Source organism: Curtobacterium sp. ME-Dv--P-122a, assembly GCF_030209645.1.
GTDB lineage: Bacteria > Actinomycetota > Actinomycetes > Actinomycetales > Microbacteriaceae > Curtobacterium > Curtobacterium flaccumfaciens.
Window position 1 is genome coordinate 228347 of sequence record NZ_JARVRO010000014.1, and the last position, 22867, is coordinate 251213.

The following is a 22867-nucleotide window of genomic DNA, read 5'->3' on the forward strand; positions in this document are numbered from 1 at the left end:
ATGACGAGGGAGTCAGACGCCATGAGGACCACCACACGCATGACGAGGGGCCGCGCCACCGCGCTGCTCGCGACGGCCGCCGCCACGGCGCTCGTCCTGACCGGCTGCTCGAGCGGCGGGAACGCGGCCGACAACGGCGGCGGCGAGATCAGCGGCACCATCACCCTGCAGACCTGGGCGCTCACGCCGACCTACACGGGCTACCTCAACGGGGTCATCGAGGACTTCGAGCAGGCCCACCCGGACGCGAAGGTCAAGCTGCAGGACCAGCCCGGCGACGGGTACGCCGACAAGGTGCTCAGCCAGGCCTCGTCGAACAGCCTGCCCGACGTGATCAACCTGCCGCCGGACATCGCCCTGCCGCTCGCGAAGCGCGGGTTCCTGCAGGACGTCGCGAAGGACGACTCGAAGCTCGCCAGCACGTACGTCGCCGGCGCGTTGGACTCCTACGAGTACAAGGGCGTCGACGGCACGTTCGGGTACCCCTGGTACCTCAACACCGACGTGAACTACTGGAACTCGACGATGTTCGCCAAGTGCGGCCTCGATGCGAAGAACCCGCCGAAGACCACCGACGAGCTGTTCACGCAGGCGAAGACAATGCACGACAACTGCCCGACCGACTACCTGATGAGCCGGAAGCCCGGCCTCGGCGACTTCACGCTCGCCGGCGTCAAGGTGCTCAACGCCGACGGCACGAAGTTCACCTTCGCCGATTCGTCGAAGGCCGCCGACCTGATCGACCGCTACAAGGACGCGTACCAGGACGGCTACATGCCCTCCAACGTGCTGAACAGCGACTACCTCGGCAACTCGACCCTGTTCACACAGGCCAAGGTCGCCTGGACCACCGGTGGTGCCACCTCGCTCGCCGACTTCGAGAAGAACAACCCGTCGCTCAAGGGCAAGGTCACCGTCAGCCCCGCACTCGACACCCCGCCGCTCTACGTGCAGGGCCTGTCGGTCTCGAGCAAGTCGAAGCACCTCGCCACCGCCGAGGCCTTCGCGAAGTTCATGACGAACGCGGAGAACCAGGAGGCGTTCGCCCACAAGGTCAACATCTTCCCGTCCACCACGTCGTCGCAGTCCGACCCGTACTTCTCGAAGGACGACGGCACCGTGAACGGCGAGGCCCGGGTCCTGGCGAACGAAGCCCTGAAGACGGCGAAGGTCATCAACCCGGTCGAGGCGAACTCCGCGATGACGGACTTCCTCGACCAGCAGATCGCCCTCGCGATGAAGGGCCAGGTGGCGCCGAAGCAGGCGCTCGAGACCGCCCAGACCAAGATGAACAGCCTGCTGGCCAACGGCTGATCCGGCCCCGGAGAAGGAAGAGGGAGGATCGTCATGCGTGCGAACCGCTGGTACACGCCCTGGTTGCTCGTCCTGCCGGCACTGATCTGGCTCGTCGCGTTCAGCCTGTGGCCCTCGATCAACACGGTCCGGTTGTCGTTCACGAACGCCAGCCCGCTCGGCGGCGTCAGCCAGTGGGTCGGGGCGCAGAACTTCGAGACCCTGCTCGCCGATCCGCAGGTGTGGGAGGCGCTGCTCAACAGCGTCATCTACATGGCGGTGTGCCTGCCGCTGCTGACGGTCCTCCCGCTCCTCATCGCGGTGCTCGTGCAGCAGAAGCTGCCCGGGATCGCGTTCTTCCGCACTGCGTTCTACACGCCGGTCATCGCGTCCGCGGTGGTCGTCGGGCTCATCTGGACGTGGATCCTCGACGACCGCGGTGTCATCAACGAGATGGCGCAGGCCCTCGGCGTCGTGCAGGGCAGCGTCCCGTTCCTGACCGACCGGTGGCTGCTGCTCCTCAGCGCCATCAGCCTGACGGTGTGGAAGGGGCTCGGCTACTACATGATCATCTTCCTGGCCGCCCTCGGGAACGTCGGCAAGGACCTGCACGAGGCCGCCGCCCTCGACGGTGCCGGAGCCGTCCGGCGCTTCTGGTCGGTCACGATGCCCGGGGTCCGCGGCACCATGACGCTCGTCGGGATCCTGGTGTGCGTGTCCGCGCTCCGGGTGTTCAGCGAGCTCTACATCCTCACCAACGGCACCGGTGGACCCGGCGGGCAGGACAACTCGCTCGTCATGCTCATCCAGCAGTACGCCCGCGGCTTCACCGGCAACCTCGGCTACGCGTCCGCCCTGAGCCTCCTGCTCTTCGTCGTGACGCTCGTGCCGATGCTCGCCCTCGCCCGGATGAACAGCAAGGCGGACAAGTGACGAACACGACCAGCACGACCGAACCCGTCATCGGCGGCGCGCAGGGCGCAGCCAGCCCGACGCCGGACGTGACCGGCGCGACGGGCGCTGGACGGGCCTCCAGGCAGAACGGACGAGGCGGACGCAAGCGGCGCCGCGCGGTCTGGGGCGTCATGTCCACCCGCGAGAAGGTCGTCCGCTACGTCCTGCTCATCGTGGTGCTCTTCATCACGATCGGCCCGTTCCTGTGGCAGCTGTCCACGTCGCTCAAGGGCGCCGGTGAGGACATCTACACGGCGAACCCGTCGTTCATCCCGTCCGAGCCGACCATCGAGAACTACCTGAAGGTCGCCGCCGCGATCCCGGTGTGGCGGTACATCGGCAACTCATTGCTCGTCGCCGCGATCGACGTGCTCGGCAACATCGTGTTCGCGACCCTGGCCGGCTTCGCCCTCGCCCGTCTGCAGTGGCGGCACCGGAAGCTCGTGCTCGGCCTGTTCCTCGGCACCCTCGTGCTGCCCGGCGAGGCGACGATCATCTCGCAGTTCGTCACCGTGAAGGACCTCGGCCTCGCCGACAACCTGGTCGGCGTCGCCCTGCCCGGCATGATCGCGGCGCTCAACGTCCTGCTCATGTTCAACGCGTTCCGGCAGATCCCCGAGGAGATCGACCAGGCCGCGGTGATGGACGGCGCGAACGCGATGCAACGTCTGCGCTACATCTCGCTGCCCGCCGTGCAGGGGACCATCGCGGTCATCGCGATCTTCTCGTTCATCGGCGCGTGGGACGACTTCCTCTGGCCGCTCATCGTGCTGCAGTCGCCGGAGAACCTCACCCTGACCGTCGGGTTGCAGTACCTGCAGGGAACGTTCGCCACCGACCAGCGGATGATCGCGGCCGGCACCATGATCGCCTTCATCCCGATCGCCGTGATCTTCGCCGTCCTGCAGCGCTTCTTCTTCAAGGGCGTCGAAGAGGGCGGTGTGAAGGGCTGATGCGGTTCGGGGTCAACTACACGCCCTCGGTCGGCTGGTTCCACTCGTGGCTCGACTTCTCGCGGTCGGACACCGCGAGGGACCTCGAGGCGATCGCGTCGATCGGCGCCGACCACGTGCGGATCTTCCCGCTCTGGCCGGTCGTCCAGCCGAACCGGACGCTCATCCGGCAGCAGGCCCTCGACGACGTCGCGACGGTCGTCGACCTCGCCGGGTCGTTCGGACTCGACGTCAACGTGGACGCGCTGCAGGGGCACCTGTCGAGCTTCGACTTCGTGCCGTCCTGGCTGGACAGCTGGCACCGCCGCAACATGTTCACCGACCCGGACGTGGTCGCGTCGACCGCCGCGTACGTCCGGGCGCTCGCCGGAGCCGTCGCCGACAAGCCCAACCTGCTCGGCATCACCATCGGCAACGAGGTCAACCAGTTCGCACACGCGCCGCACCCCGCACCGCACACGATCACAGCGGAGCAGGGGCACGCGTGGGCGGCGGCGATGGTCGCGGCGGCGCGCGCGGGGCTGTCATCCGGCCTGGAGGCGCGGCTCGACCCCGCCACGTCGGTCCCGTCCGCCACCGGGTCGCGCCCCGGGCCACTGGTCACCGTCGCGCAGTACGACGCGGCCTGGTACGACGACGCCCAGCCCTTCGGCCCCGAGCACGCGGCGGACCACGGTGACGCCACGGTCACGCACTCGTGGGTGTTCAACGGCTCGGCGGCCCTGCACGGCGCCCTCGGGGCCGGGTCGGTGCGGCACGGGGAGTACCTGCTCCAGCTCGCCGCGGCCTGGAACCGCGACGCCGCCCGACCGAACTGGCTGCAGGAGGTCGGCGCCCCCACCAACGTCGTCGACCCCGCCGACGCCGCCGCGTTCACCGAGCAGACCATCCGGCACGTCCTCAGCGCGCAGCAGGTGCTCGGGGTGACGTGGTGGTGCTCCCACGACGTCGCCCGGTCGCTCGCCGACTTCCCCGAGCTCGAGTACGACCTCGGGCTGTTCACGAACGACGGACGCCTGAAGCCCGCCGGCGAGGCGTTCGCCGCCCTCGCCCGCGCCGAGCACACCCGCGACGTCCGTGCCGCACCGCCGACCACCGCGCTCGTCCTCGACGACGTGCTGTCCGACGGCACCGACCGCCACGGCACCCGTGCCGACTGCGCCCCCGGCGGTCGGTTCGCCGCCGCCTGGCTCGCCCTGGCCGAGGCCGCACCGGACGGCCGCGGCCCGCAGGTCGTCCTGCGCTCCCGACTGTCGGACACCGCGCTGCTGGCCGCCCGAGGCATCGACCGCTGCGTCGACGTGCCCTCCGACCTCGACACCACCACCGTCCGCGTCGCCCACCCGGCGACGACGCCCTGACCCCGGAAGGCCCCATGCACGACGACATCCCCCTCACCACCGGACGCGCCCGACGGGTGCTCGACGAGCGGATCACCCCCGCGGTGCACGCGACCACGACGGCCCTGGAGGCCGCGTGGCACGAGCTGCCGGGGGAGCCGGTCCCGCCGACCGAGGGGTTCGCGCTCACGTTCGAGCCCTACGAGGTCGGCACCGCGTGGGGCGCGGCCTGGGGCACGACGTGGTTCCGGCTGACCGGGACCGTGCCGACCGAGTGGGCCGGACGCCGGGTGGAGGCCGTGATCGACCTCGGCTTCGACAAGAACATGCCCGGGTTCCAGTGCGAGGGACTCGTCTACCTGGCCGACCGCACCCCCGTGAAGTCGATCAACCCGCGCAACCAGTGGGTCCTGGTCACCGAACGGGCCGAGGGCGGCGAGACCGTCGAACTGTTCGTCGAGGCCGCGTCGAACCCCGTCCTGCTCGACTACCACCCCTTCCTGCCGACGCAGGAGGGCGACGTGCAGACCTCGTCCTCGAAGCGCCTCTACGCCACCCGCCGGATGGAGCTCGCCGTCTTCGAGTCCGAGGTGCACGAACTCGCCCTCGACATCGACGTCCTGCTCGAACTGCAGGCCGAGCTGCCCGCCGGACCCCGACGCATGCGGATCCTGCAGGCCCTCGACGACGCCCTCGACGCGCTCGACCTGCAGCACATCCCGGAGACCGCCGGGGACGCCCGTGCGGCGCTCGCCGAGGTGCTGGCCGCTCCCGCCGAGGCCTCCGCGCACACGATCTCGGCCGTCGGGCACGCCCACATCGACTCCGCCTGGCTCTGGCCCGTGCGCGAGACCATCCGCAAGGTCGCCCGCACCACATCGACCATGACCGAGCTCATCGACCAGACCGACGACTTCCTGTACGGCATGTCGAGCGCGCAGCAGTACGCGTGGATCAAGGAGCACCGCCCCGAGGTCTACGCCCGCGTCAAGGCCGCGGTCGAGGCCGGCCGGTTCCTGCCGATCGGCGGCATGTGGGTCGAGTCCGACACCGTGATGCCGACCGGCGAGAGCATCGTCCGGCAGTTCTCGCAGGGCCAGCGGTTCTTCGAGCGCGAGTTCGGCATCCGGCCCAAGGGCGTCTGGCTGCCGGACAGCTTCGGGTACTCGCCGGCGCTGCCGCAGCTCATGCGCCGTGCGGGCTTCGAGTGGTTCTTCACGCAGAAGATCTCGTGGAACCAGGTGAACAAGTTCCCGCACCACACGTTCCTGTGGGAGGGCATCGACGGGTCGCGGGTGTTCTCGCACTTCCCGTCGATGGACACCTACAACTCACGGCTGTCCGGCAGCGAGGTCGCGAAGGCCTCCCGCCAGTTCCGCGAGAACCGACTCGCGACCGGCTCGATCGCCCCGGTCGGCTGGGGCGACGGCGGCGGGGGCACCACCCGCGAGATGACCGGCACCGCCGCACGGTTGGCCGACCTCGAGGGGAGCGCGAAGGTCCGCTGGGAGCACCCGGACACGTTCTTCGACCGGGCGAAGTCCGAGCTGACCGACCCGCCGGTGTGGGTGGGGGAGCTGTACCTCGAGCTGCACCGGGCCACGCTCACGTCGCAGCACGGTACGAAGCAGGGCAACCGCCGGTGCGAGCAGCTGCTCATCGAGGCCGAACTCTGGGCCGCGACCGCCGCCGCCCGCACCGACTTCACCTACCCGTACGACGAGCTCGACGCCCTGTGGCAGCAGGTCCTGCTCCAGCAGTTCCACGACATCCTGCCGGGCACCTCGATCGCATGGGTGCACCGCGAAGCGGTCGAGCGGTACGCCGAGACGGCCGCGGCGCTGACCACGATCATCGACCAGGCGCTCTCGGCGCTCGCCGGTACCGGGGACGCGGCCGTCGTCGTGAACCCGGCCCCGTTCCTCCAGGCCGGTGCACCCGCGCAGGGCGCCGTCGTGGCGACCGACGTGGCGGCGGCGACCGCCGTGTCCCTGACCGAGCAGGACGGCGGGTACGTGCTGGCGAACGACCTGGTGCGGGTCGTCGTCGACGCGCAAGGGCTCGTGACGAGCGCCGTCGACCTGGCGAGCGGGCGCGAGGCGATCGCGGCCGGCCAGGCGGCGAACCTGCTGCAGCTGCACCAGGACTTCCCGAACATGTGGGACGCGTGGGACGTCGACCGGTACTACCGCAACCGCGTCGAGGACCTCGTGTCGACCACCGGGCTGAGCGCGTCGGTCGACGAGTCCGGGATCGCACGGGTCGTCGTGTCCCGGGCGTTCGGCGACTCGACGGTGACGCAGGAGATCGTCCTGGCGCCGGCGTCCCGCACCCTGGAGTTCGACCAGGTGACCGACTGGCACGAGACCGAGAAGTTCCTCAAGGTGGCGTTCCCGCTCGACGTCCGCGCCGAGCACACCGTCGCCGAGACGCAGTTCGGCGCGCAGAAGCGGGTGACGCACACGAACACCTCGTGGGAGGCCGCGAAGTTCGAGACCTCGATGCACCGCTACGTGCTGGTGTCCGAGCCGGGCTTCGGTGTCGCCCTCGTGAACGACTCGATCCACGGCTTCGACACCACGCGCGACGCCGTCGACGGGCACGTCACCACGACCGTGCGGCTGTCGCTGCTGCGGGCACCGCGGTTCCCGGACCCCGAGACCGACCAGGGCGTGCAGACGCACCGGTACGGCATCGTCATCGGCACCGACCAGCTCGGAGCCACGTCGGCCGGCGTGCGGATGAACGCGGGCGTGCGGACGATCACCGGGGCGCACGGCTTCGACCCGCTGGTGCAGGTCTCCGGCGACGTCGTGCTGTCGAGCGTCAAGCTCGCCGACGACCGGTCGGGCGACCTGGTCGTGCGCGTCTACGAGCCGTCCGGGCAGCGGGGGACCGGGGGCATCGCGGTGTCAGCCGATGAGGCGACCTTCGGCGCTGCCGTCGAGGTGACCCTGCTCGAGGAACCGCTCGGTGACGCCGGGGCGTCGTCCGACGCGGCCGCGTCCTCGTTCGCCGTCGACGCCTACGAGGTCCGCACCTTCCGGTTCCCGCGCAACTGACCGACCGACTGACCGACTGACCGACCGCCCGTCCCACCCAAGGAGGAACCACATGAAGCAGTCCACGAAGTTCAGCATCGCGACCGCACTGGTCGCCATGCTCGCGGCACCACTGGTGCCCGCCGCAGCATCCGCGGCGCCCTCCTCGTCCGGATCCAGCCACGGGCACGGTGCGTCCCATGGCGGTGGGCACGGCCACGGTCATGGCCACGGGCACCACGCTGCGCCCACCAAGTCGGGGCCGACGAGCATCGCCTACGTCGAGGTGAACAACGACGAGCTCGCCAACGTCGGGCGGTACACGCTGGAGAACGGCGCGAACGCGTTCGACGTGGCGATCATCTTCGCCGCGAACATCAACTACGAGGACGGCAAGGCGGTCCTGTACAACAACGAGAACGTGCAGCGGACCCTCGACCAGGCCGCCACGCAGATCCGCCCGCTGCAGGCCAAGGGCATCAAGGTGACGCTCTCGGTGCTCGGCAACCACCAGGGCGCCGGCCTGGCGAACTTCCCGACGAGGGCCGCGGCGCGGGACTTCGCGGCGCAGGTGTCGGCGACGGTCAGGAAGTACGGACTCGACGGCGTCGACCTGGACGACGAGTACTCCGACTACGGCGTGAACGGCACCCCGCAGCCGAACCAGCAGTCCATCGGCTGGCTCATCAGTGCCCTGCGTGCGGACATGCCGGGCAAGATCATCTCGTTCTACGACATCGGCCCGTCCTCCGACGCCCTGAAGACCGCGAGCCCGTCGATCGGCGGGAAGCTCGACTACGCCTGGAACCCGTACTATGGCACCTACACGGCGCCGACGATCCCGGGCCTGCCGAAGTCGAAGGTCTCCGCCGCCGCGGTCGACATCCAGAACACCCCGCAGGCGACGGCGGTGTCGCTCGCACAGCGCACGAAGGCCGACGGGTACGGCGTCTTCATGACGTACAACCTGCCGGGAGGCGACGAATCCGCCTCCGTCTCCTCCTTCACCAAGGTGCTGTACGGACAGGCCGCGTCGTACCGCTGACGCTCGCGTACTGACAGCGACTCGCGCCCCGTGCTCCCCGGCTCCGGCCTGGAGGCACGGGGCGCGTCCGTCGTCCGGGTCCCGCTGGGCGGGGGGGGGGGGGGGGGGGGGGGGGGAGGCACCAGTTCTTTCTCGCCCGTGACGGTTCCGGTTCGCAGAACCCGGCGATCGTGAACCGGAACCGTCATCCACCGAGAACGAATCCCCGCCCGGCGCGCTCGACGCCGCGGCCGTACGATCGCGGCATGGAGCTCGAGTTCCGCGGCGAGGTGATCGAGTGGCGCGGCCCGTCACCGTTCTTCTTCGCCGTCGTGCCGCCGGACGTCGCCGAGGTCATCGCCGACCTCGCGCCGGTGCTCACCTACGGGTGGGGTGTGATCCCGGCACGCGTGACGATCGGCGCGGTGACGTGGACGACGTCGCTGTTCCCGAAGGACGGCGGGTACCTCGTGCCGTTGCGTGCGGCGGAGCGGAAGCGTGCCCGGGTGGAACTCGGCGACTCCCCGGACATCACCCTCGAGTTCGCCGACCCCTGACGCGCGTGCGCCGAGGGGTTCTGTGGAGGGGATGACGGGAATCGCTGTCGGCGGAGCGCCCGGGTTGTGGAGGGGATGACGGGAATCGCTGTCGGCGGAGCGCCCGGGTTGTGGAGGGGATGACGGGAATCGCTGTCGGCGGAGCGCCCGTGTTGTGGAGGGGATGACGGGAATCGAACCCGCGTAGCCAGTTTGGAAGACTGGGGCTCTACCATTGAGCTACATCCCCGCGCCTGCGCACCAGGCGCAGCCCGACCATCGTAGCGGACGAACGAGCACCGACATGCCGACGCGCGTCATCCCGAAGCCGGACGGCGGTGCCGAGCGCACGATCCGCTGGTCGCGGGTGGTCTCGTACGTGCTGGTGGTCCTCGCCGCCGCGGTGCTGTCCCTGCGTCCCGACCTGTTCGGTGACCCGCAGTCGCAACCCGCCCACGTACTGCTGCACGTCTGGCGGATCGTCGTCGGACTGCTGCTCGCGGCGGCTGCTCTCGGGGTCCAGGTGGCCGTCGGGATCCGGTGGCGGCGGGGTCTGCGACGCGCCGCGGAGGACGACTGAGCAACCCCCGGGAACAGCGCGCCGTCGGACCGCTAGACTCACCGGGGTCGCATGCGCCCCTCGGCGTGCGCGGCTGATCCCTGGCACGAAGCAACGGGGCGTAGCTCAGCTTGGTAGAGCGCCCGCTTTGGGAGCGGGAGGTCGCAGGTTCAAATCCTGTCGCCCCGACCAGGTCCTCCGAGCACCACCGACCACACGAACGTCAACCAACAGGAGAACATCCCTTGGCCACCAGCACCGTCGACAAGGTGAGCGACACCCGCGTCAAGCTCACCGTGAACGTGACGCCGGACGATCTCAAGCCGAGCATCGACCACGCCTACAAGCACATCGCCGAGCAGATCAACATCCCCGGCTTCCGCAAGGGCAAGGTCCCGCCGGCGATCGTCGACCAGCGCGTCGGCCGCGGCGAGGTCCTGAACCACGCCGTCGGTGACGCCATCGACAACTTCTACCGCCAGGCGGTCGAAGAGCAGGAGCTGCGCATCCTCGGCCGCGCCGAGGCCGACGTCGCCGAGCTGCCGAACGTCGCGGACTTCACCGGCGACCTCGTCCTCACCTTCGAGGTCGACGTCCGCCCCGAGTTCGACCTGCCGGACTACTCCTCGTACGAGCTCACCGTCGACGCCGTCGAGGTGTCGGACGACGAGATCGAAGAGGAGCTGCAGAACCTCCGCACCCGCTTCGGCACGCTCGTGACGGTCGACCGTCCGGCGAAGACCGGCGACTTCGCGCAGATCGACCTCACCGCCAGCATCGGCGACGACGAGGTCGACTCGGCCACCGGCGTCTCCTACGAGATCGGCTCCGGCGACCTGCTCGAGGGCATCGACGAGGCACTCGAGTCCCTGACCGCCGGTGAGTCGACGACCTTCGAGTCGAAGCTCGTCGGTGGCGACCGCGAGGGCGAGACCGCCCAGATCGCCGTCACCGTCACCGCCGTCAAGGAGCGCGAGCTCCCCGAGGCCGACGACGAGTTCGCCCAGATCGCCAGCCAGTTCGACACCATCGACGAGCTCAAGGCCGACCTGAAGGAGCAGATCGCGAAGTCCAAGACCTTCGGTCAGGGCGCCGCGGCTCGCGACAAGCTCGTCGAGAAGCTCACCGAGGACGTCAACATCCCGATCTCGGAGCAGCTCATCGCCGACGAGGTGCACCGTCACCTCGAGCAGGAGAACCGCCTCGAGGACGAGGAGCACCGCAAGGAGGTCTCCGAGTCCAGCGAGACCGCCTTCCGCTCGCAGATCCTCCTCGACGCGATCGCCGAGAAGGAAGAGATCCAGGTCTCGCAGGAGGAACTGACCCAGTACCTCATCCAGGCCGCCGCGCAGTACGGCATGGAGCCGGCCGAGTTCATCAAGGTCATCGACCAGAACGGCCAGATCCCCGGCATGGTCGGCGAGGTCGCCCGCTCGAAGGCGGTCGCGACCGTCCTGTCCAAGGTGACCGTCAAGGACACCAACGGCGACGCCGTCGACCTGTCCGCCTTCACGGCGGGCGTCGCGCAGGAGCCGGCAGGGGACGCCGAGTAACGATCTCGACGCCACCAGTACGACAGACGGGAGGCGCGGTGCCAGCTGGCACCGCGCCTCCCGTCCGTATTTCCGCACCACCGCATTGCTGTCGGCGAACAGACGAGAACTGGTGCGTTGCACCCGATAAGTTCGACAACAAGCGACAACTGAACGGGAGCTTTTCCATGGCCGAAGCAACACTGAACCCCAGTGTTTTTGACCGCCTTCTGAGAGACCGGATCGTGTGGCTCGGCTCCGAGGTCCGCGACGACAACTCGAACGAGATCGCAGCCAAGCTGCTGCTACTCGCCGCCGAGGACCCTGAGAAGGACATCTACCTCTACATCAACTCGCCCGGTGGTTCGATCACCGCCGGCATGGCGATCTACGACACGATGCAGTTCGTCCCGAACGACATCGTCACCGTGGGCATCGGCCTCGCCGCGTCGATGGGACAGTTCCTGCTGTCCTCCGGCACGCCCGGCAAGCGCTACATCACGCCGAACGCGCGCGTGCTGCTCCACCAGCCGTCCGGTGGCTTCGGCGGCACCGCTGCCGACATCCAGACGCAGGCCAAGGTCATCCTCGACATGAAGCAGCGCATGGCGGAGCTCACGGCCGAGCAGACCGGCAAGTCGGTCGAGCAGATCCTCAAGGACAACGACCGCGACAACTGGTTCACGGCGCAGGAAGCGCTCGAGTACGGCTTCGTCGACCACCTCCGCGCCTCGAGCGCCGAGGTCATCGGCGGTGGTGGCACCGTCGGCGACGGCGAGACGCCCACCAGCGCAGCCGAGCCCGACGCCCAGTCCTGATCACCACCGAAGAAAAGGAAACGAGAATGCATCTCCCCATGCTCGGTGGCGCGCAGAACGTCCCGGCTCCGTCCAATCGGTACATCCTGCCGAGCTTCGAAGAGCGCACGGCCTACGGCTACAAGCGCCAGGACCCCTACGCCAAGCTGTTCGAGGACCGCATCGTGTTCCTCGGCGTGCAGGTCGACGACGCGTCGGCTGACGACGTCATGGCCCAGCTGCTCGTGCTCGAGTCGATGGACCCCGACCGCGACATCGTGATGTACATCAACTCGCCCGGTGGCTCGTTCACCGCGATGACGGCGATCTACGACACGATGCAGTACATCCGTCCACAGATCCAGACGGTCTGCCTCGGACAGGCTGCCTCGGCCGCGTCGGTGCTCCTCGCCGGTGGCACCCCCGGCAAGCGCCTCGCGCTGCCGAACGCCCGTGTGCTGATCCACCAGCCCGCGACCCAGCAGGGTGGCGGTCAGGCGTCCGACATCGAGATCCAGGCAGCGGAGATCCTCCGCATGCGCACCTGGCTCGAGGAGACGCTGTCGAAGCACTCCAACAAGACGCCGGAGGAGATCAACCACGACATCGAGCGCGACAAGATCATGTCCGCGCAGGAAGCCGTGGAGTACGGCCTGATCGACCAGGTCCTCACCAGCCGCAAGAACCTGCCGGCGCTCGTCAAGTAGCACCAGCAGGAACGACGAAGGCCCCGCACCGAACGGTGCGGGGCCTTCGTCGTTGCGCGGTGGTCAGTCCTCGGTGTCGTCGGACTCCGGGGCCGGCTTGCGGCGCAGGAGCAGCAGTACCGCGACGACCACCCCGACCAGCACGACGCCACCGGCGCCGATCCAGATCGCGTCGGACGCCGCCGAGTCGCTCGATCCCGAGGCGGTGCCGGTGGTGGTGTCCGAGCCGGCGTCGTCGTCACCGGCGGTGGCGCAGGTCGGGGGCTTCGCCGCACCCGAGGCCGGGGTGAAACCCGACGGCGCCTTCCACGTGAAGGGGTACTCGTCGGACACGGTGTGCCCGTCGGCGGAGACGATCTGCCACTCGACGGTGTACTTGCCCGAGTCGCCGAGTGCGGCGGCCGTGGTCATCGAGGGCCCCTCGACGTCGACGCAGCCGTCCTCGTAGTACTTGCCGTCGGGGCCGACGATGCGGAACGCGAAGCCCGACCCCGAGTCACCGATGTCGAGCAGTTTGTCGTTCGTCGTGATGTCGAACGTCTTCGGCAGCTCGGTCAGGGTGCCGCCGACCTCCGGGTCGGACGAGATCAGGTAGTTGTGCGCGCTGGCCGGACCGGCGAGTCCGAGGACCGCACCACCGGCGATCGCGACGGCCGCGGCGGACCCGGCCACGAGCCTCCAGGCAGAGGACCGTGACCGGGTCCGACGCGAGCCGCGCTGCGTCACTTGGCGGAGCTCCGACGACGCGTGCCGGCGACGGCGACGACCAGGGCGACGGCGCCGAGCACCAGGCCGCCGAGGCCGAGGAAGCGACCGACCAGGTCGGGGTCGCTCGAGGTGGTCGAGCCGGCGGCCTCGGCCGTCGGGGTCGCGGCGATCGGGTCGCCGTCGTCGTCCGTCGCCTCGGCGGCGGTCAGCGTGATCGACGGGGCCGGGTGCTCGGGCTCGGCTTCGCCGGCCTGCTGCTCCTGGTTCCACTCGACGCTGCCCTTCTCGCAGGTCTGGATCGCGGGGAACTCGACGAGGTCACCGACCTTGCCGTCCGGCAGCGAGAACGAGAGCGCGAAGGTGTCGCGCTCGTCGGCGGGCAGGGGGGTCTTCGCGGTGTACGTGACGCTGGTGACGCGCTCGGCGGCCGTCTCGGCGTGGTCCTCGTCCGAAGCCGAGGCCGACGGGTCGGTGTAGGGCTCGGTCGCCTTCGTGATCGTCCAGTTCGGGTTCACGGTGGGCGTGACCTCGATGACGGACTCCGGCACCTGGAACTGGATCTTCGTCGTGGGGGAGCCGTCGCAGCCGTGCGGGACCGAGAAGGTCGCCGTGGTGTACGAGTTCGCTGCGGTCGACGTGGCCGTGGCGGACACGTGCGCGCTGGCCGCCGTGGCGCTGCCGAGGACGATGACGGCTGCGACACCGAGGGTGACGGCGCCGCCGGCGGCGAGACGCTTCTGCATGGGGTTCCTTCCGGGGTGGTTCTGCACCTGCTGTTCTACAAGATGTAGAGAAGTCCGGATCACCGTAGCAGGCTCGCACGCCCTGGGCGAACGCGCGGGCGGATTCCGGAGGGGCATCGCGGTCGGTGTCACCGGTTGCGGTTAGGCTCGTGTCCACGACGAGGTGCCCACCAGCAGCGGTGCACCAGCGGTGGTGCGACAGCGCGGCCGGCATGTCCAATCAGGGAGGCACGGGAATGGCACGCATCGGAGAGAGCGGCGATCTCCTCAAGTGCTCGTTCTGCGGCAAGAGCCAGAAGCAGGTCCAGCAGCTCATCGCCGGACCGGGCGTCTACATCTGCGACGAGTGCGTCGAGCTCTGCAACGAGATCATCGAGGAACGTCTGGCCGAAGCCGGCGAGGACACCTCGAGCGGGGACTTCGAACTGCCCAAGCCGCGGGAGATCTTCGATTTCCTGCAGGAGTACGTCATCGGGCAGGACCCGGCGAAGCGCGCCCTCGCCGTGGCCGTCTACAACCACTACAAGCGCATCCGGGCGCAGGGCCAGATCACCGCCGCCGAAGACCGCGACGACATCGAGATCGCCAAGTCGAACATCCTGCTCATCGGCCCGACCGGCTGCGGCAAGACGTACCTGGCGCAGACGCTGGCCAAGCGCCTCAACGTGCCGTTCGCCGTCGCGGACGCCACAGCCCTGACCGAGGCCGGCTACGTCGGCGAGGACGTCGAGAACATCCTCCTCAAGCTCATCCAGGCCGCCGACTACGACGTGAAGCGTGCCGAGACCGGCATCATCTACATCGACGAGGTCGACAAGATCGCCCGCAAGGCCGAGAACCCGTCGATCACCCGCGACGTCTCGGGCGAAGGCGTGCAGCAGGCGCTGCTCAAGATCCTCGAGGGCACGGTCGCCTCGGTCCCGCCGCAGGGCGGCCGCAAGCACCCGCACCAGGAGTTCATCCAGATCGACACGACGAACGTGCTGTTCATCGTGGCGGGCGCGTTCGCCGGGCTCGAGGACATCGTGTCCTCGCGCGTCGGCAAGCGCGGGATCGGCTTCGGGGCACCCCTGCACAGCGCGACCGACCACCAGGACCTGTACTCCGAGGTGCTGCCGGAAGACCTGCACAAGTTCGGTCTGATCCCCGAGTTCATCGGTCGTCTGCCCGTCGTCACCACGGTGTCGCAGCTCGACCAGGCGGCGCTCATGCAGATCCTGACCGAGCCGAAGAACGCGCTGGTCAAGCAGTACCAGCGGATGTTCCAGATCGACGGCGTCGAGCTCGAGTTCGACCAGGGCGCGCTCGAGGCCATTGCGGACCTCGCGGTGCTGCGCCAGACGGGTGCCCGCGGGCTCCGGGCGATCCTCGAAGAGGTCCTCGGCCCGGTGATGTTCGACGTCCCGTCCGACGACGACGTCGCGCGCGTGGTGATCACCCGCGAGTCCGTGCTCGAGAACGCGGCGCCGACGATCGTGCCGCGGCCTCGGGCCAAGCGCGTCGAGAAGTCGGCGTAGCCCGCTCCGTCGTCCTCAGAGCGAAGGCCCGCACCGTGATCGGTGCGGGCCTTCGTCGTTCGTGCCGCGTTGTCGCGCGAGTCGGTGCGGGAGCGCTGCGCACAACCAAAGTCGCCCCGAACAACGCGGTTGCGTGGTTCGGGGTGACTTTGGTTGTGCGGTGCCCGCGCCACCTGCCGCCGGCGTCCGCCGCCGGCGTCCGCCGCCGGCGGCAGCGTGCGCGGGCGCGCCTACTCGAGCCCGCGGCGCCGCAGCAGCGGGCCGACCTCGGCGTCGCGGCCGCGGAAGTCCCGGTACGCCTCGAGCGGGTCCTTCGCCCCGCCGACCCCGAGCAGACGCTCGGCGAACCGCTTGCCGGCCTCCCGGTCCAGCCCGCCGTTGTCGCGGAACCACTCCACCGTGTCGGCGTCGAGCACCTCGGACCAGATGTACCCGTAGTAGCCGGCGTCGTACCCGCCCGAGAACGTGTGCGCGAAGTACGTCGACGAGTAGCGCGGCGGCACGGCCTCGACGGCGATGCCGGCGGCGGCCAGGGCGTCCCGCTCGAAGTCCTCGACGGACGTCACCGCTGCGGCGTCAGCCGCCGAGAGCCGGTGCCACGCCTGGTCGAGCAGCGCTGCGGCGAGGTACTCGGTCGTGCCGAAGCCCTCGTTGAACCCCTCGGACTCGCTGAGCCCCAGGACGAGTTCGGGCGGCAGGGGCGCTCCGGTCTCGTGGTGCTTCGCGTAGTTCGCCAGCACGGACGGCCACGACAGCCACATCTCGTTCACCTGGCTCGGGAACTCGACGAAGTCCCGCTCGACGTTCGTGCCGGAGAACCGGGGGTAGGTGGTGCGGGCGATGAGGCCGTGCAGGGCGTGCCCGAACTCGTGGAAGAGCGTCTCGACCTCGTCCTGGATGAGCAGGGTGGGGGAGCCGGCGGACGGCTTCGCGACGTTGAGGTTGTTGACCACGACGGGCAGGGTGCCGAGCAGCTCGGACTGCTCGACGACCGGGTTCATCCACGCGCCGCCGCGCTTGCCGTCGCGCGTGTAGAGGTCGAGCAGGTACAGCCCCACGGGCTCGCCGTCGTCGCCGGTGACCTCGAAGACCCGGACCTCGTCGTTGTAGCCGTGCAGGTCCGGGCGCTCGGTGAAGCTCAGGCCGTACAGGGCGCCGGCGGCGTGGAAGACCCCGTCGTGCAGGACCCGGTCGGCCTCGAAGTACGGGCGGAGCGCGGTGCTGTCCGCGGCGAACTGCTCGCCACGCAGGATCTCGGTGGCGTACGCCCAGTCCCACGACTCGATGTCGAACCCGACCGTGCGCGACCGGACCGCGCGTTCGTCGTCGGCGTTCCGGGCGGCGGCGCCGACGAGCGAGGACAGCAGCCCGTCGACGGCCTCGGGGGTCTTCGCCGTCTCGTCGGCGGTGACCACGGCGGCGTGGTTCGGGAACCCGAGCAGCTCGGCGCGCTCGGCCCGCAGCCGGACGATGCGGAGCAGCACCTCGCGGTTGTCGTACTGGTTGCCGCGACGACCGCGGGCGAGCGAGGCGCGCATGATCCGCTCGCGCAGGTCACGGTTCGCCAGCGAGGACAGCCACGGGTGTCCGGTGTAGAGCGGCAGCGTGACGAGCCAGCCGTCCAGGCCCCGGTCGGCGGCAGCGGCGGCCGCGGCGGACTTCGCCCCGTCGTCGAGTCCCTCGAGCTCGTCCTCGTTCGTCACGTGCACGGCGGAGTCGTTGGTGTCCTCGAGCAGGTTCCGCTCGAAGGTCGTCGTGAGGGTCGAGAGCTCCTGGTTGATCGCGGTCAGACGCTCCTTGCCCGCGTCGTCGAGGCCCGCGCCCGCCAGGGTCATCTCGGCGTGGGTCCGTTCGACCAGGCGCAGCGCCTCACCGGTCAGTCCGGCGGCCTCGGCGCCGTCGAGCACCTCCTGCACGCGGGCGTACAGGCGGGAGTCGAGCGTGATCGCGTCACGGTGGGCGGCGAGGAGCGGGGAGATCTCGGCTTCGAGGTCGTGCAGCTCCGGGGTCGAGTCGGCCGACGACAGCGTGAAGAACACGTGGCTGACGCGGGTCAGCAGCTGCCCGGATCGCTCGAGTGCGATCAGGGTGTTCTCGACCGTCGGGGCGTGCGGGTCGGTGGCGATGGCCTCGACCTCGGCGCGCTGCTCGGCCATGCCGGCCTCGAACGCCGGTCGGTAGTGCTCGAGTCGCACGTCGCCGAAGGGCGGCAGGGCGTAGGGGAGGGTGCTCGGGACGTCGAACGGGGTTGCCATCTGCCCACCCTATGCACGGGTGCTGGAGTCCGTTCCTTCCCATGACGCCCGGACTGGGAAGCGGAATCGGGCATACCTGGTCGAAAGAACCGACCTGGTACGCCCGGAACGACCAGGTACGCCCGGAACGGCCCGGCGAGCGCACCCGCGCCCGGCGCGACCAGCGGACGGACGGGAGGCCCGTGGCGGCGCCGCCACGGGCCTCCCGTCCGCATCGCGGTCGCGTGTCAGCGCATCGCGGCGTCGATCAGGGTCACCGCGGCACGACGCGCGTGCGCGGCCGGCGCCGTGGTGCCGGCGATGGCCGCGGTGGTCTGCGCGCCCTCGGCGAGCAGCGCGAGCTGCGCGGCGAGTTCCTCGGCGTGCTCGGGGTCGGCGACGACCTCGGCGGTGAGCTGCTGCACGAACTGCTGGAACGAGTCCTTGTGCTCACGCGCGATCTCGGCGACCGCGGGCGAGGTCGCCCCGAGCTCGCCGAACGCGTTGATGAACCCGCAGCCGCGGAACGTGTCGTCGCCGAACCACGACTCCAGGAAGTCGTAGACCGCCAGGAGCTTGTCGCGCGGGCTGGTCGCAGTCTCGACCGCGCCGTGCACGCCCTGCTCCCACATGTCGTGGCGGCCGGCGAGCACCGCGGCGATGAGCTGCTCCTTGCCGGGGAACGCCGCGTACAGCTTCTTGAGGGAGACCCCGGCGCCCGTGCGGATCTCGTCCATCCCCACGGACTGGATCCCGCGCGTGTAGAACAGCTGGTCCGCGACCTCGACGATGTGTGCTCGGACGTCCGGCTCGACGGTGCTGGTGGCCATGTGTGTACCCCGTTCCCTGAGTGTTCACCGTTCTCGAGTTGCGCTGGGAACGGGCGTTCTCTACTGTAGTCCACATCGGCGGAGAACGATCGTTCTCCGCGATACTCAGGGAAGGAACGATCATGGGTGCCATCACCGTCGGAACCGAGAACAGCGTCGACATCGAACTCCACTACGAGGACAAGGGCCAGGGGCAGCCGATCGTGCTGATCCACGGCTTCCCCCTCGACGGCAACTCGTGGGAGGGGCAGGTCCCGATGCTCCTCGAGGCCGGCTACCGCGTCATCACGTACGACCGTCGTGGCTTCGGCCAGTCCTCGCAGCCGTCCACCGGCTACGACTACGACACCTTCGCCGACGACCTGCACACGGTCCTCGAGACCCTCGACCTGCGCGACGTGATCCTCGTCGGCTTCTCGATGGGCACCGGCGAGATCGCCCGCTACATCGGCCGCCACGGTGAGGACCGGATCGCGAAGGTCGCGTTCCTCGCCTCGCTCGAGCCGTTCCTCGCGATCACCGACGACAACCCCGACGGCGCCGGCCCGATGTCGTTCTTCGAGGGCATCGCCGCGGACGTGGCGAAGGACCGCTACGCGTACTTCACGAACTTCTACCAGGACTTCTTCAACCTGTCGGAGAACCTCGGCACCCGCATCTCCGAGGAGCAGGTCCGGAACGCCTGGAACGTCGCAGCTGGCTCCGGCTCGATCGCCTCTGCTGCAGCACCCCTGACCTGGCCGACCGACTTCCGTCAGGACATCCCGAAGGTCACCGTCCCCGCACTGATCGTGCACGGCACGTCGGACAACATCCTCCCGATCGACGCCACCGGCCGACGCTTCACCCAGGCACTGCCCGCGGCGAAGTACGTCGAGATCGAGGGCGCCCCGCACGGCCTGCTCACCACGCACACCGCCGAGGTGAACGAGGTCCTGCGCACCTGGCTCGCCGAGTCCTGATCCCTCGGCGATCACGCGGGCGCTCCCCGGCGGGGGCGCCCGCATCGTGAGCACAAATGGTCGGGTCCCCACCGGGGACCCGACCATTTCTGCACTCCAAGCGCCGCGCAGCGAGCAGCGCGCGCCGCGCCGCGCCCCGCGCTAGTCCTCTTCGCCCGCGTCGTCGGGGTTCGTCACCTGGGCGTGCCCGGCGTCGTCGAGGTGGATCGAGGTGCCGTCTTCGAGCTCGACGATCGGCCTGCCCTCGAGGAACGTCAGGGTCCAGCCCCACGTCGCCGTGTCGACGGACTCCGCCGCGAGCTCGTCCTCGACCCCGCGCACGGCGACGACCATCGTCTCGGGCAGTCGCGCAGGCGGCTCCCCACCCACGTTCCAGCGTGTGCCCAACTGCATCCGTGCCTCCATTCCGGTGGTTGACGGGCCGGGTCACCAAGGCGACCCGGCCCGGACAGGCGAGGTTACGCCTGCTGTTCCGCGAGCTCGATCTCGGTGACGGCGAGCTCGTCGCCGTCGACGAACGACAGGTTCTCGATGCGGCCGACGGCCGCCAGGTCGACCGCCGCGCGCTCGATGAGCACCCGCGTCTCGGCGGGCGCCGCGACGACCGCACGCGTCACGGGCGTCTTCTGGGACGCCTTCGCCGCCGTCTTCGCACCGCGGATCCCGATGAGCGCCTGTCCGACGGCCGCGAGCAGCCCGGTGGGGGCCGCGTCGGTGGGCAGGTCGGCCGCGGTCGGCCAGGAGGCCCGGTGCACGCTGGTGTCGTGGGTCCAGGCCCACACCTCTTCCGTCGCGTACGGGAGGAACGGTGCCAGCAGTCGGAGCAGCACGTCGATCGCGCCGCGCAGCGCCAGGACCGCGCTCGCCTGCGTCTCGTGCGTCGCGTCGGACGCGGTGCCGTAGGCGCGCTCCTTCACGAGCTCCAGGTAGTCGTCGCAGAACGTCCAGAAGAAGCGCTCGGTGATCTCGAGGGCACGGGCGTGGTCGAACCCGTCGAACGCGGCGGTGGCCTGCTCGACGACGGCGCCGAGCTCGGCGAGCATGTCGACGTCGAGCGCCTCGGTGACGCTCGTGGCGCCCTCGGGCAGCGGGAAGCCGTAGACGAACTTCGCCGCGTTGAGCACCTTGATCGCCAGACGACGGCCGACCTTGATCTGCTTCGGGTTCTGCGGGTCGAACGCCGCGTCCGTGCCGAGCTTGGACGAGGCCGCCCAGTAGCGGACCGCGTCGGCGCCGTGCTGCTCGAGGATGGACAGCGGCGTGACGACGTTGCCCTTCGACTTCGACATCTTCTTGCGGTCGGGGTCGACGATGAAGCCGGAGATCGAGGCGTGCTTCCACGGCACCACGTCGGCCTCGAGCTGGCTGCGGAGCACGGTCGTGAACAGCCAGGTGCGGATGATGTCCTGCGCCTGCGGGCGGACGTCGTACGGGTACACCAGGTCGTAGAGCGCCGGGTCGGTCTCCCACTTGCCCGCGAGCTGCGGCGTGAGCGACGAGGTGGCCCAGGTGTCCATGACGTCGAGCTCGCCCTGGAACCCGCCGGGCACGCCGCGCTGGTCCTCGGTGAAGCCGGGGGCGGGCTCGGAGGCCGGGTCGACCGGCAGCTGCGCCTCGGTCGGGACGATCGGCTGGTCGAACACCGGGTTGCCGTCGGCGTCGAGCGGGTACCAGACGGGCAGCGGCACGCCGAAGAAGCGCTGGCGCGAGATGAGCCAGTCGCCGGACAGGCCACCGACCCAGTTGTCGTAACGGACGCGCATGAAGTCCGGGTGGAACGCGATCTCCTCGCCGCGCTGGCGGAGCGTGCTCTTCAGCTGCTCGTCGCGCGCCCCGTTGACGATGTACCACTGGCGGGTCGACACGATCTCGAGGGGCTTGTCGCCCTTCTCGAAGAACTTCACCGGGTGCTGGATGGTCTTGACGTCGCCGATCAGCTCGCCGGACTCGGTCAGCGCGTCGACGACGACCTTCTTGGCCGAGAACACGGTCTTGCCGGCCATCTCGGCGTAGAGCTCCCGGCCCGTCGTGGACTCGATCCAGGCGGGCTCGTCCGAGCGCACGCGGCCGTCGAAGCCGATGATCGCGCGGTTCGGCAGCTGCAGCTCGCGCCACCACACGACGTCGGTGGTGTCACCGAAGGTGCAGACCATCGCGATGCCGGCACCCTTGTCCTTCTGCGCCAGGTGGTGTGCGAGCACCGGGACCTCGACGTCGAACAGGGGGGAGCGGACGGTGGTGCCGAAGAGGTCCTGGAACCGCTCGTCGTCCGGGTGGGCCACCAGGGCGACGCAGGCCGGCAGGAGCTCGGGGCGGGTGGTCTGGATGACGACGTCGTCGCCGCCGTCGGTGCGGTGGAAGGCGATGCCGTGGTACGCGCCGGGCATCTCCTTGTCCTCGAGCTCGGCCTGCGCGACCGCGGTGCGGAACGTGACGTCCCACAGGGTCGGGGCGTCGGCCTGGTAGGCCTCGCCGCGCTCGAGGTTGCGCAGGAACGCGCGCTGGGCGCTGGCCCGCGAGGTGTCGTCGATGGTGCGGTACGACTGGGTCCAGTCGACCGACAGGCCGAGGGTGCGGAAGAGCTCCTCGAACTGCTGCTCGTCCTGCACGGTCAGGCGCTCGCACAGCTCGATGAAGTTGCGGCGCGACACCGGCTGCTGGTCGGCGGCCTTCGAGGACTTGCCGTCCCCGCCCTCGAACGGCGGCGTGAAGTCGGGGTCGTACGGCAGGGTCGGGTCGCAGCGGACCCCGTAGTAGTTCTGCACACGGCGTTCGGTGGGCAGACCGTTGTCGTCCCAGCCCATCGGGTAGAAGACGTGCTTGCCGCGCATGCGCTCGAACCGGGCCTTGAGGTCGGTGTGCGTGTACGAGAACACGTGCCCGATGTGCAGCGAGCCGGAGGCGGTGGGCGGCGGGGTGTCGATCGACCAGACGGCGTCGCGGTGACCGGCGGCCTCGCGGTCGAAGCGGTAGGTGCCGTCCTGTTCCCAGACCGGCCCCCAGACCTGCTCCAGTCCGTCGACGCTGGGCTTCTCGGGCATGGGCTTGGTCATGGGTGTGCCTTCCGTACGTGTGTGCGGCACCGAGTCCGTGATGAGGTGCCTGAGTGTTCCGCGCCTGACGCGCGGTGCCCCAAT

19 protein-coding genes and 2 tRNA genes are annotated in these 22867 nt (G+C 69.6%); 14 read left to right on the forward strand and 7 right to left on the reverse strand.

What is annotated here, in order from left to right; all coding sequences use genetic code 11:
• The first annotated feature begins 39 nt into the window (after nt 1-39).
• From QRN49_RS15840 to QRN49_RS15870, 7 genes are all read left to right on the forward strand, one after another.
• Nucleotides 40-1314 carry an ABC transporter substrate-binding protein gene (locus QRN49_RS15840; RefSeq protein WP_284756624.1) on the forward strand — a complete coding sequence of 425 codons (1275 nt, stop codon included), beginning with the start codon at nt 40-42 and terminating at the stop codon, nt 1312-1314.
• A gap of 33 nt (nt 1315-1347) precedes the next feature.
• A complete protein-coding gene (locus QRN49_RS15845) occupies nt 1348-2226 on the forward strand; it encodes a carbohydrate ABC transporter permease (protein ID WP_284756625.1) in 879 nt (292 codons plus the stop codon).
• Nucleotides 2223-3200, forward strand: coding sequence for a carbohydrate ABC transporter permease (locus QRN49_RS15850; RefSeq protein ID WP_284756626.1), 978 nt, complete (start codon nt 2223-2225; stop codon nt 3198-3200). Before QRN49_RS15845 ends, QRN49_RS15850 begins: the two co-directional genes overlap by 4 nt.
• Entirely contained in the window at nt 3200-4561 is a 1362-nt protein-coding gene (locus QRN49_RS15855; protein ID WP_284756627.1) for a glycoside hydrolase 5 family protein, read from the forward strand. Before QRN49_RS15850 ends, QRN49_RS15855 begins: the two co-directional genes overlap by 1 nt.
• A 14-nt stretch (nt 4562-4575) precedes the next feature.
• Entirely contained in the window at nt 4576-7602 is a 3027-nt protein-coding gene (locus tag QRN49_RS15860) for an alpha-mannosidase (protein WP_284756628.1), read from the forward strand.
• Between the two features lie 52 nt (nt 7603-7654).
• Nucleotides 7655-8626: an endo-beta-N-acetylglucosaminidase H gene (locus QRN49_RS15865; RefSeq protein ID WP_284756629.1), complete on the forward strand. Its 972-nt coding sequence runs from the start codon at nt 7655-7657 to the stop codon at nt 8624-8626.
• Nucleotides 8627-8871: 245 nt separating this feature from the next.
• Nucleotides 8872-9162: a DUF1905 domain-containing protein gene (locus QRN49_RS15870; protein ID WP_284756630.1), complete on the forward strand. Its 291-nt coding sequence runs from the start codon at nt 8872-8874 to the stop codon at nt 9160-9162.
• A 155-nt stretch (nt 9163-9317) separates the two neighbouring features.
• Here the strand turns inward: QRN49_RS15870 and QRN49_RS15875 are convergent.
• Nucleotides 9318-9391 (reverse strand) — tRNA-Gly (locus QRN49_RS15875).
• 54 nt (nt 9392-9445) lie between these two features.
• Here QRN49_RS15875 and QRN49_RS15880 point away from each other — a divergent pair.
• The 5 genes from QRN49_RS15880 (at nt 9446) to QRN49_RS15900 (ending at nt 12736) form a co-directional block, all read left to right on the forward strand.
• Nucleotides 9446-9721 carry a hypothetical protein gene (locus QRN49_RS15880; RefSeq protein ID WP_284756631.1) on the forward strand — a complete coding sequence of 92 codons (276 nt, stop codon included), beginning with the start codon at nt 9446-9448 and terminating at the stop codon, nt 9719-9721.
• 94 nt (nt 9722-9815) lie between these two features.
• Nucleotides 9816-9892, forward strand: a tRNA-Pro gene (locus QRN49_RS15885).
• A 53-nt stretch (nt 9893-9945) separates the two neighbouring features.
• Nucleotides 9946-11253 carry a trigger factor gene (tig, locus tag QRN49_RS15890; RefSeq protein ID WP_027464695.1) on the forward strand — a complete coding sequence of 436 codons (1308 nt, stop codon included), beginning with the start codon at nt 9946-9948 and terminating at the stop codon, nt 11251-11253.
• A 167-nt stretch (nt 11254-11420) separates the two neighbouring features.
• Nucleotides 11421-12050 (forward strand): ATP-dependent Clp protease proteolytic subunit, encoded by a 630-nt coding sequence (locus QRN49_RS15895; protein WP_035807635.1) that lies wholly within the window; start codon nt 11421-11423, stop codon nt 12048-12050.
• Between the two features lie 26 nt (nt 12051-12076).
• Nucleotides 12077-12736, forward strand: coding sequence for an ATP-dependent Clp protease proteolytic subunit (locus QRN49_RS15900; RefSeq protein WP_027464696.1), 660 nt, complete (start codon nt 12077-12079; stop codon nt 12734-12736).
• A gap of 63 nt (nt 12737-12799) precedes the next feature.
• Here the strand turns inward: QRN49_RS15900 and QRN49_RS15905 are convergent, their stop codons facing one another.
• Together QRN49_RS15905 and QRN49_RS15910 are read right to left on the reverse strand one after the other, a co-directional pair.
• The gene (locus QRN49_RS15905; protein WP_284756632.1) at nt 12800-13408 is read right to left on the reverse strand and encodes a copper resistance CopC family protein; all 609 of its coding nucleotides are present in this window, start codon (nt 13406-13408) and stop codon (nt 12800-12802) included.
• A gap of 50 nt (nt 13409-13458) precedes the next feature.
• Nucleotides 13459-14187: a YcnI family copper-binding membrane protein gene (locus tag QRN49_RS15910; protein ID WP_284756633.1), complete on the reverse strand. Its 729-nt coding sequence runs from the start codon at nt 14185-14187 to the stop codon at nt 13459-13461.
• Nucleotides 14188-14423: 236 nt separating this feature from the next.
• On the opposite strand from QRN49_RS15910, the gene clpX reads away from it, so the two are divergent.
• Entirely contained in the window at nt 14424-15704 is a 1281-nt protein-coding gene (gene clpX, locus QRN49_RS15915) for an ATP-dependent Clp protease ATP-binding subunit ClpX (RefSeq protein WP_017886000.1), read from the forward strand.
• A gap of 230 nt (nt 15705-15934) precedes the next feature.
• On the opposite strand, the gene QRN49_RS15920 is transcribed toward clpX, so the two are convergent.
• Nucleotides 15935-17959 carry a M3 family metallopeptidase gene (locus QRN49_RS15920; RefSeq protein WP_284756634.1) on the reverse strand — a complete coding sequence of 675 codons (2025 nt, stop codon included), beginning with the start codon at nt 17957-17959 and terminating at the stop codon, nt 15935-15937.
• A gap of 227 nt (nt 17960-18186) precedes the next feature.
• Complete coding sequence (locus tag QRN49_RS15925; protein ID WP_284756635.1) at nt 18187-18768, reverse strand: TetR/AcrR family transcriptional regulator; 582 nt, start codon at nt 18766-18768, stop codon at nt 18187-18189.
• A 122-nt stretch (nt 18769-18890) separates the two neighbouring features.
• Between QRN49_RS15925 and QRN49_RS15930 the strand changes: the two genes are divergently transcribed.
• Nucleotides 18891-19730 (forward strand): alpha/beta fold hydrolase, encoded by an 840-nt coding sequence (locus QRN49_RS15930; protein ID WP_209079825.1) that lies wholly within the window; start codon nt 18891-18893, stop codon nt 19728-19730.
• 141 nt (nt 19731-19871) lie between these two features.
• On the opposite strand, the gene QRN49_RS15935 is transcribed toward QRN49_RS15930, so the two are convergent.
• Nucleotides 19872-20123 carry a hypothetical protein gene (locus tag QRN49_RS15935; protein WP_284756636.1) on the reverse strand — a complete coding sequence of 84 codons (252 nt, stop codon included), beginning with the start codon at nt 20121-20123 and terminating at the stop codon, nt 19872-19874.
• Nucleotides 20124-20188: 65 nt separating this feature from the next.
• The gene (gene valS / locus QRN49_RS15940; protein WP_284756637.1) at nt 20189-22783 is read right to left on the reverse strand and encodes a valine--tRNA ligase; all 2595 of its coding nucleotides are present in this window, start codon (nt 22781-22783) and stop codon (nt 20189-20191) included.
• Between the last annotated feature and the right edge of the window lie 84 nt (nt 22784-22867).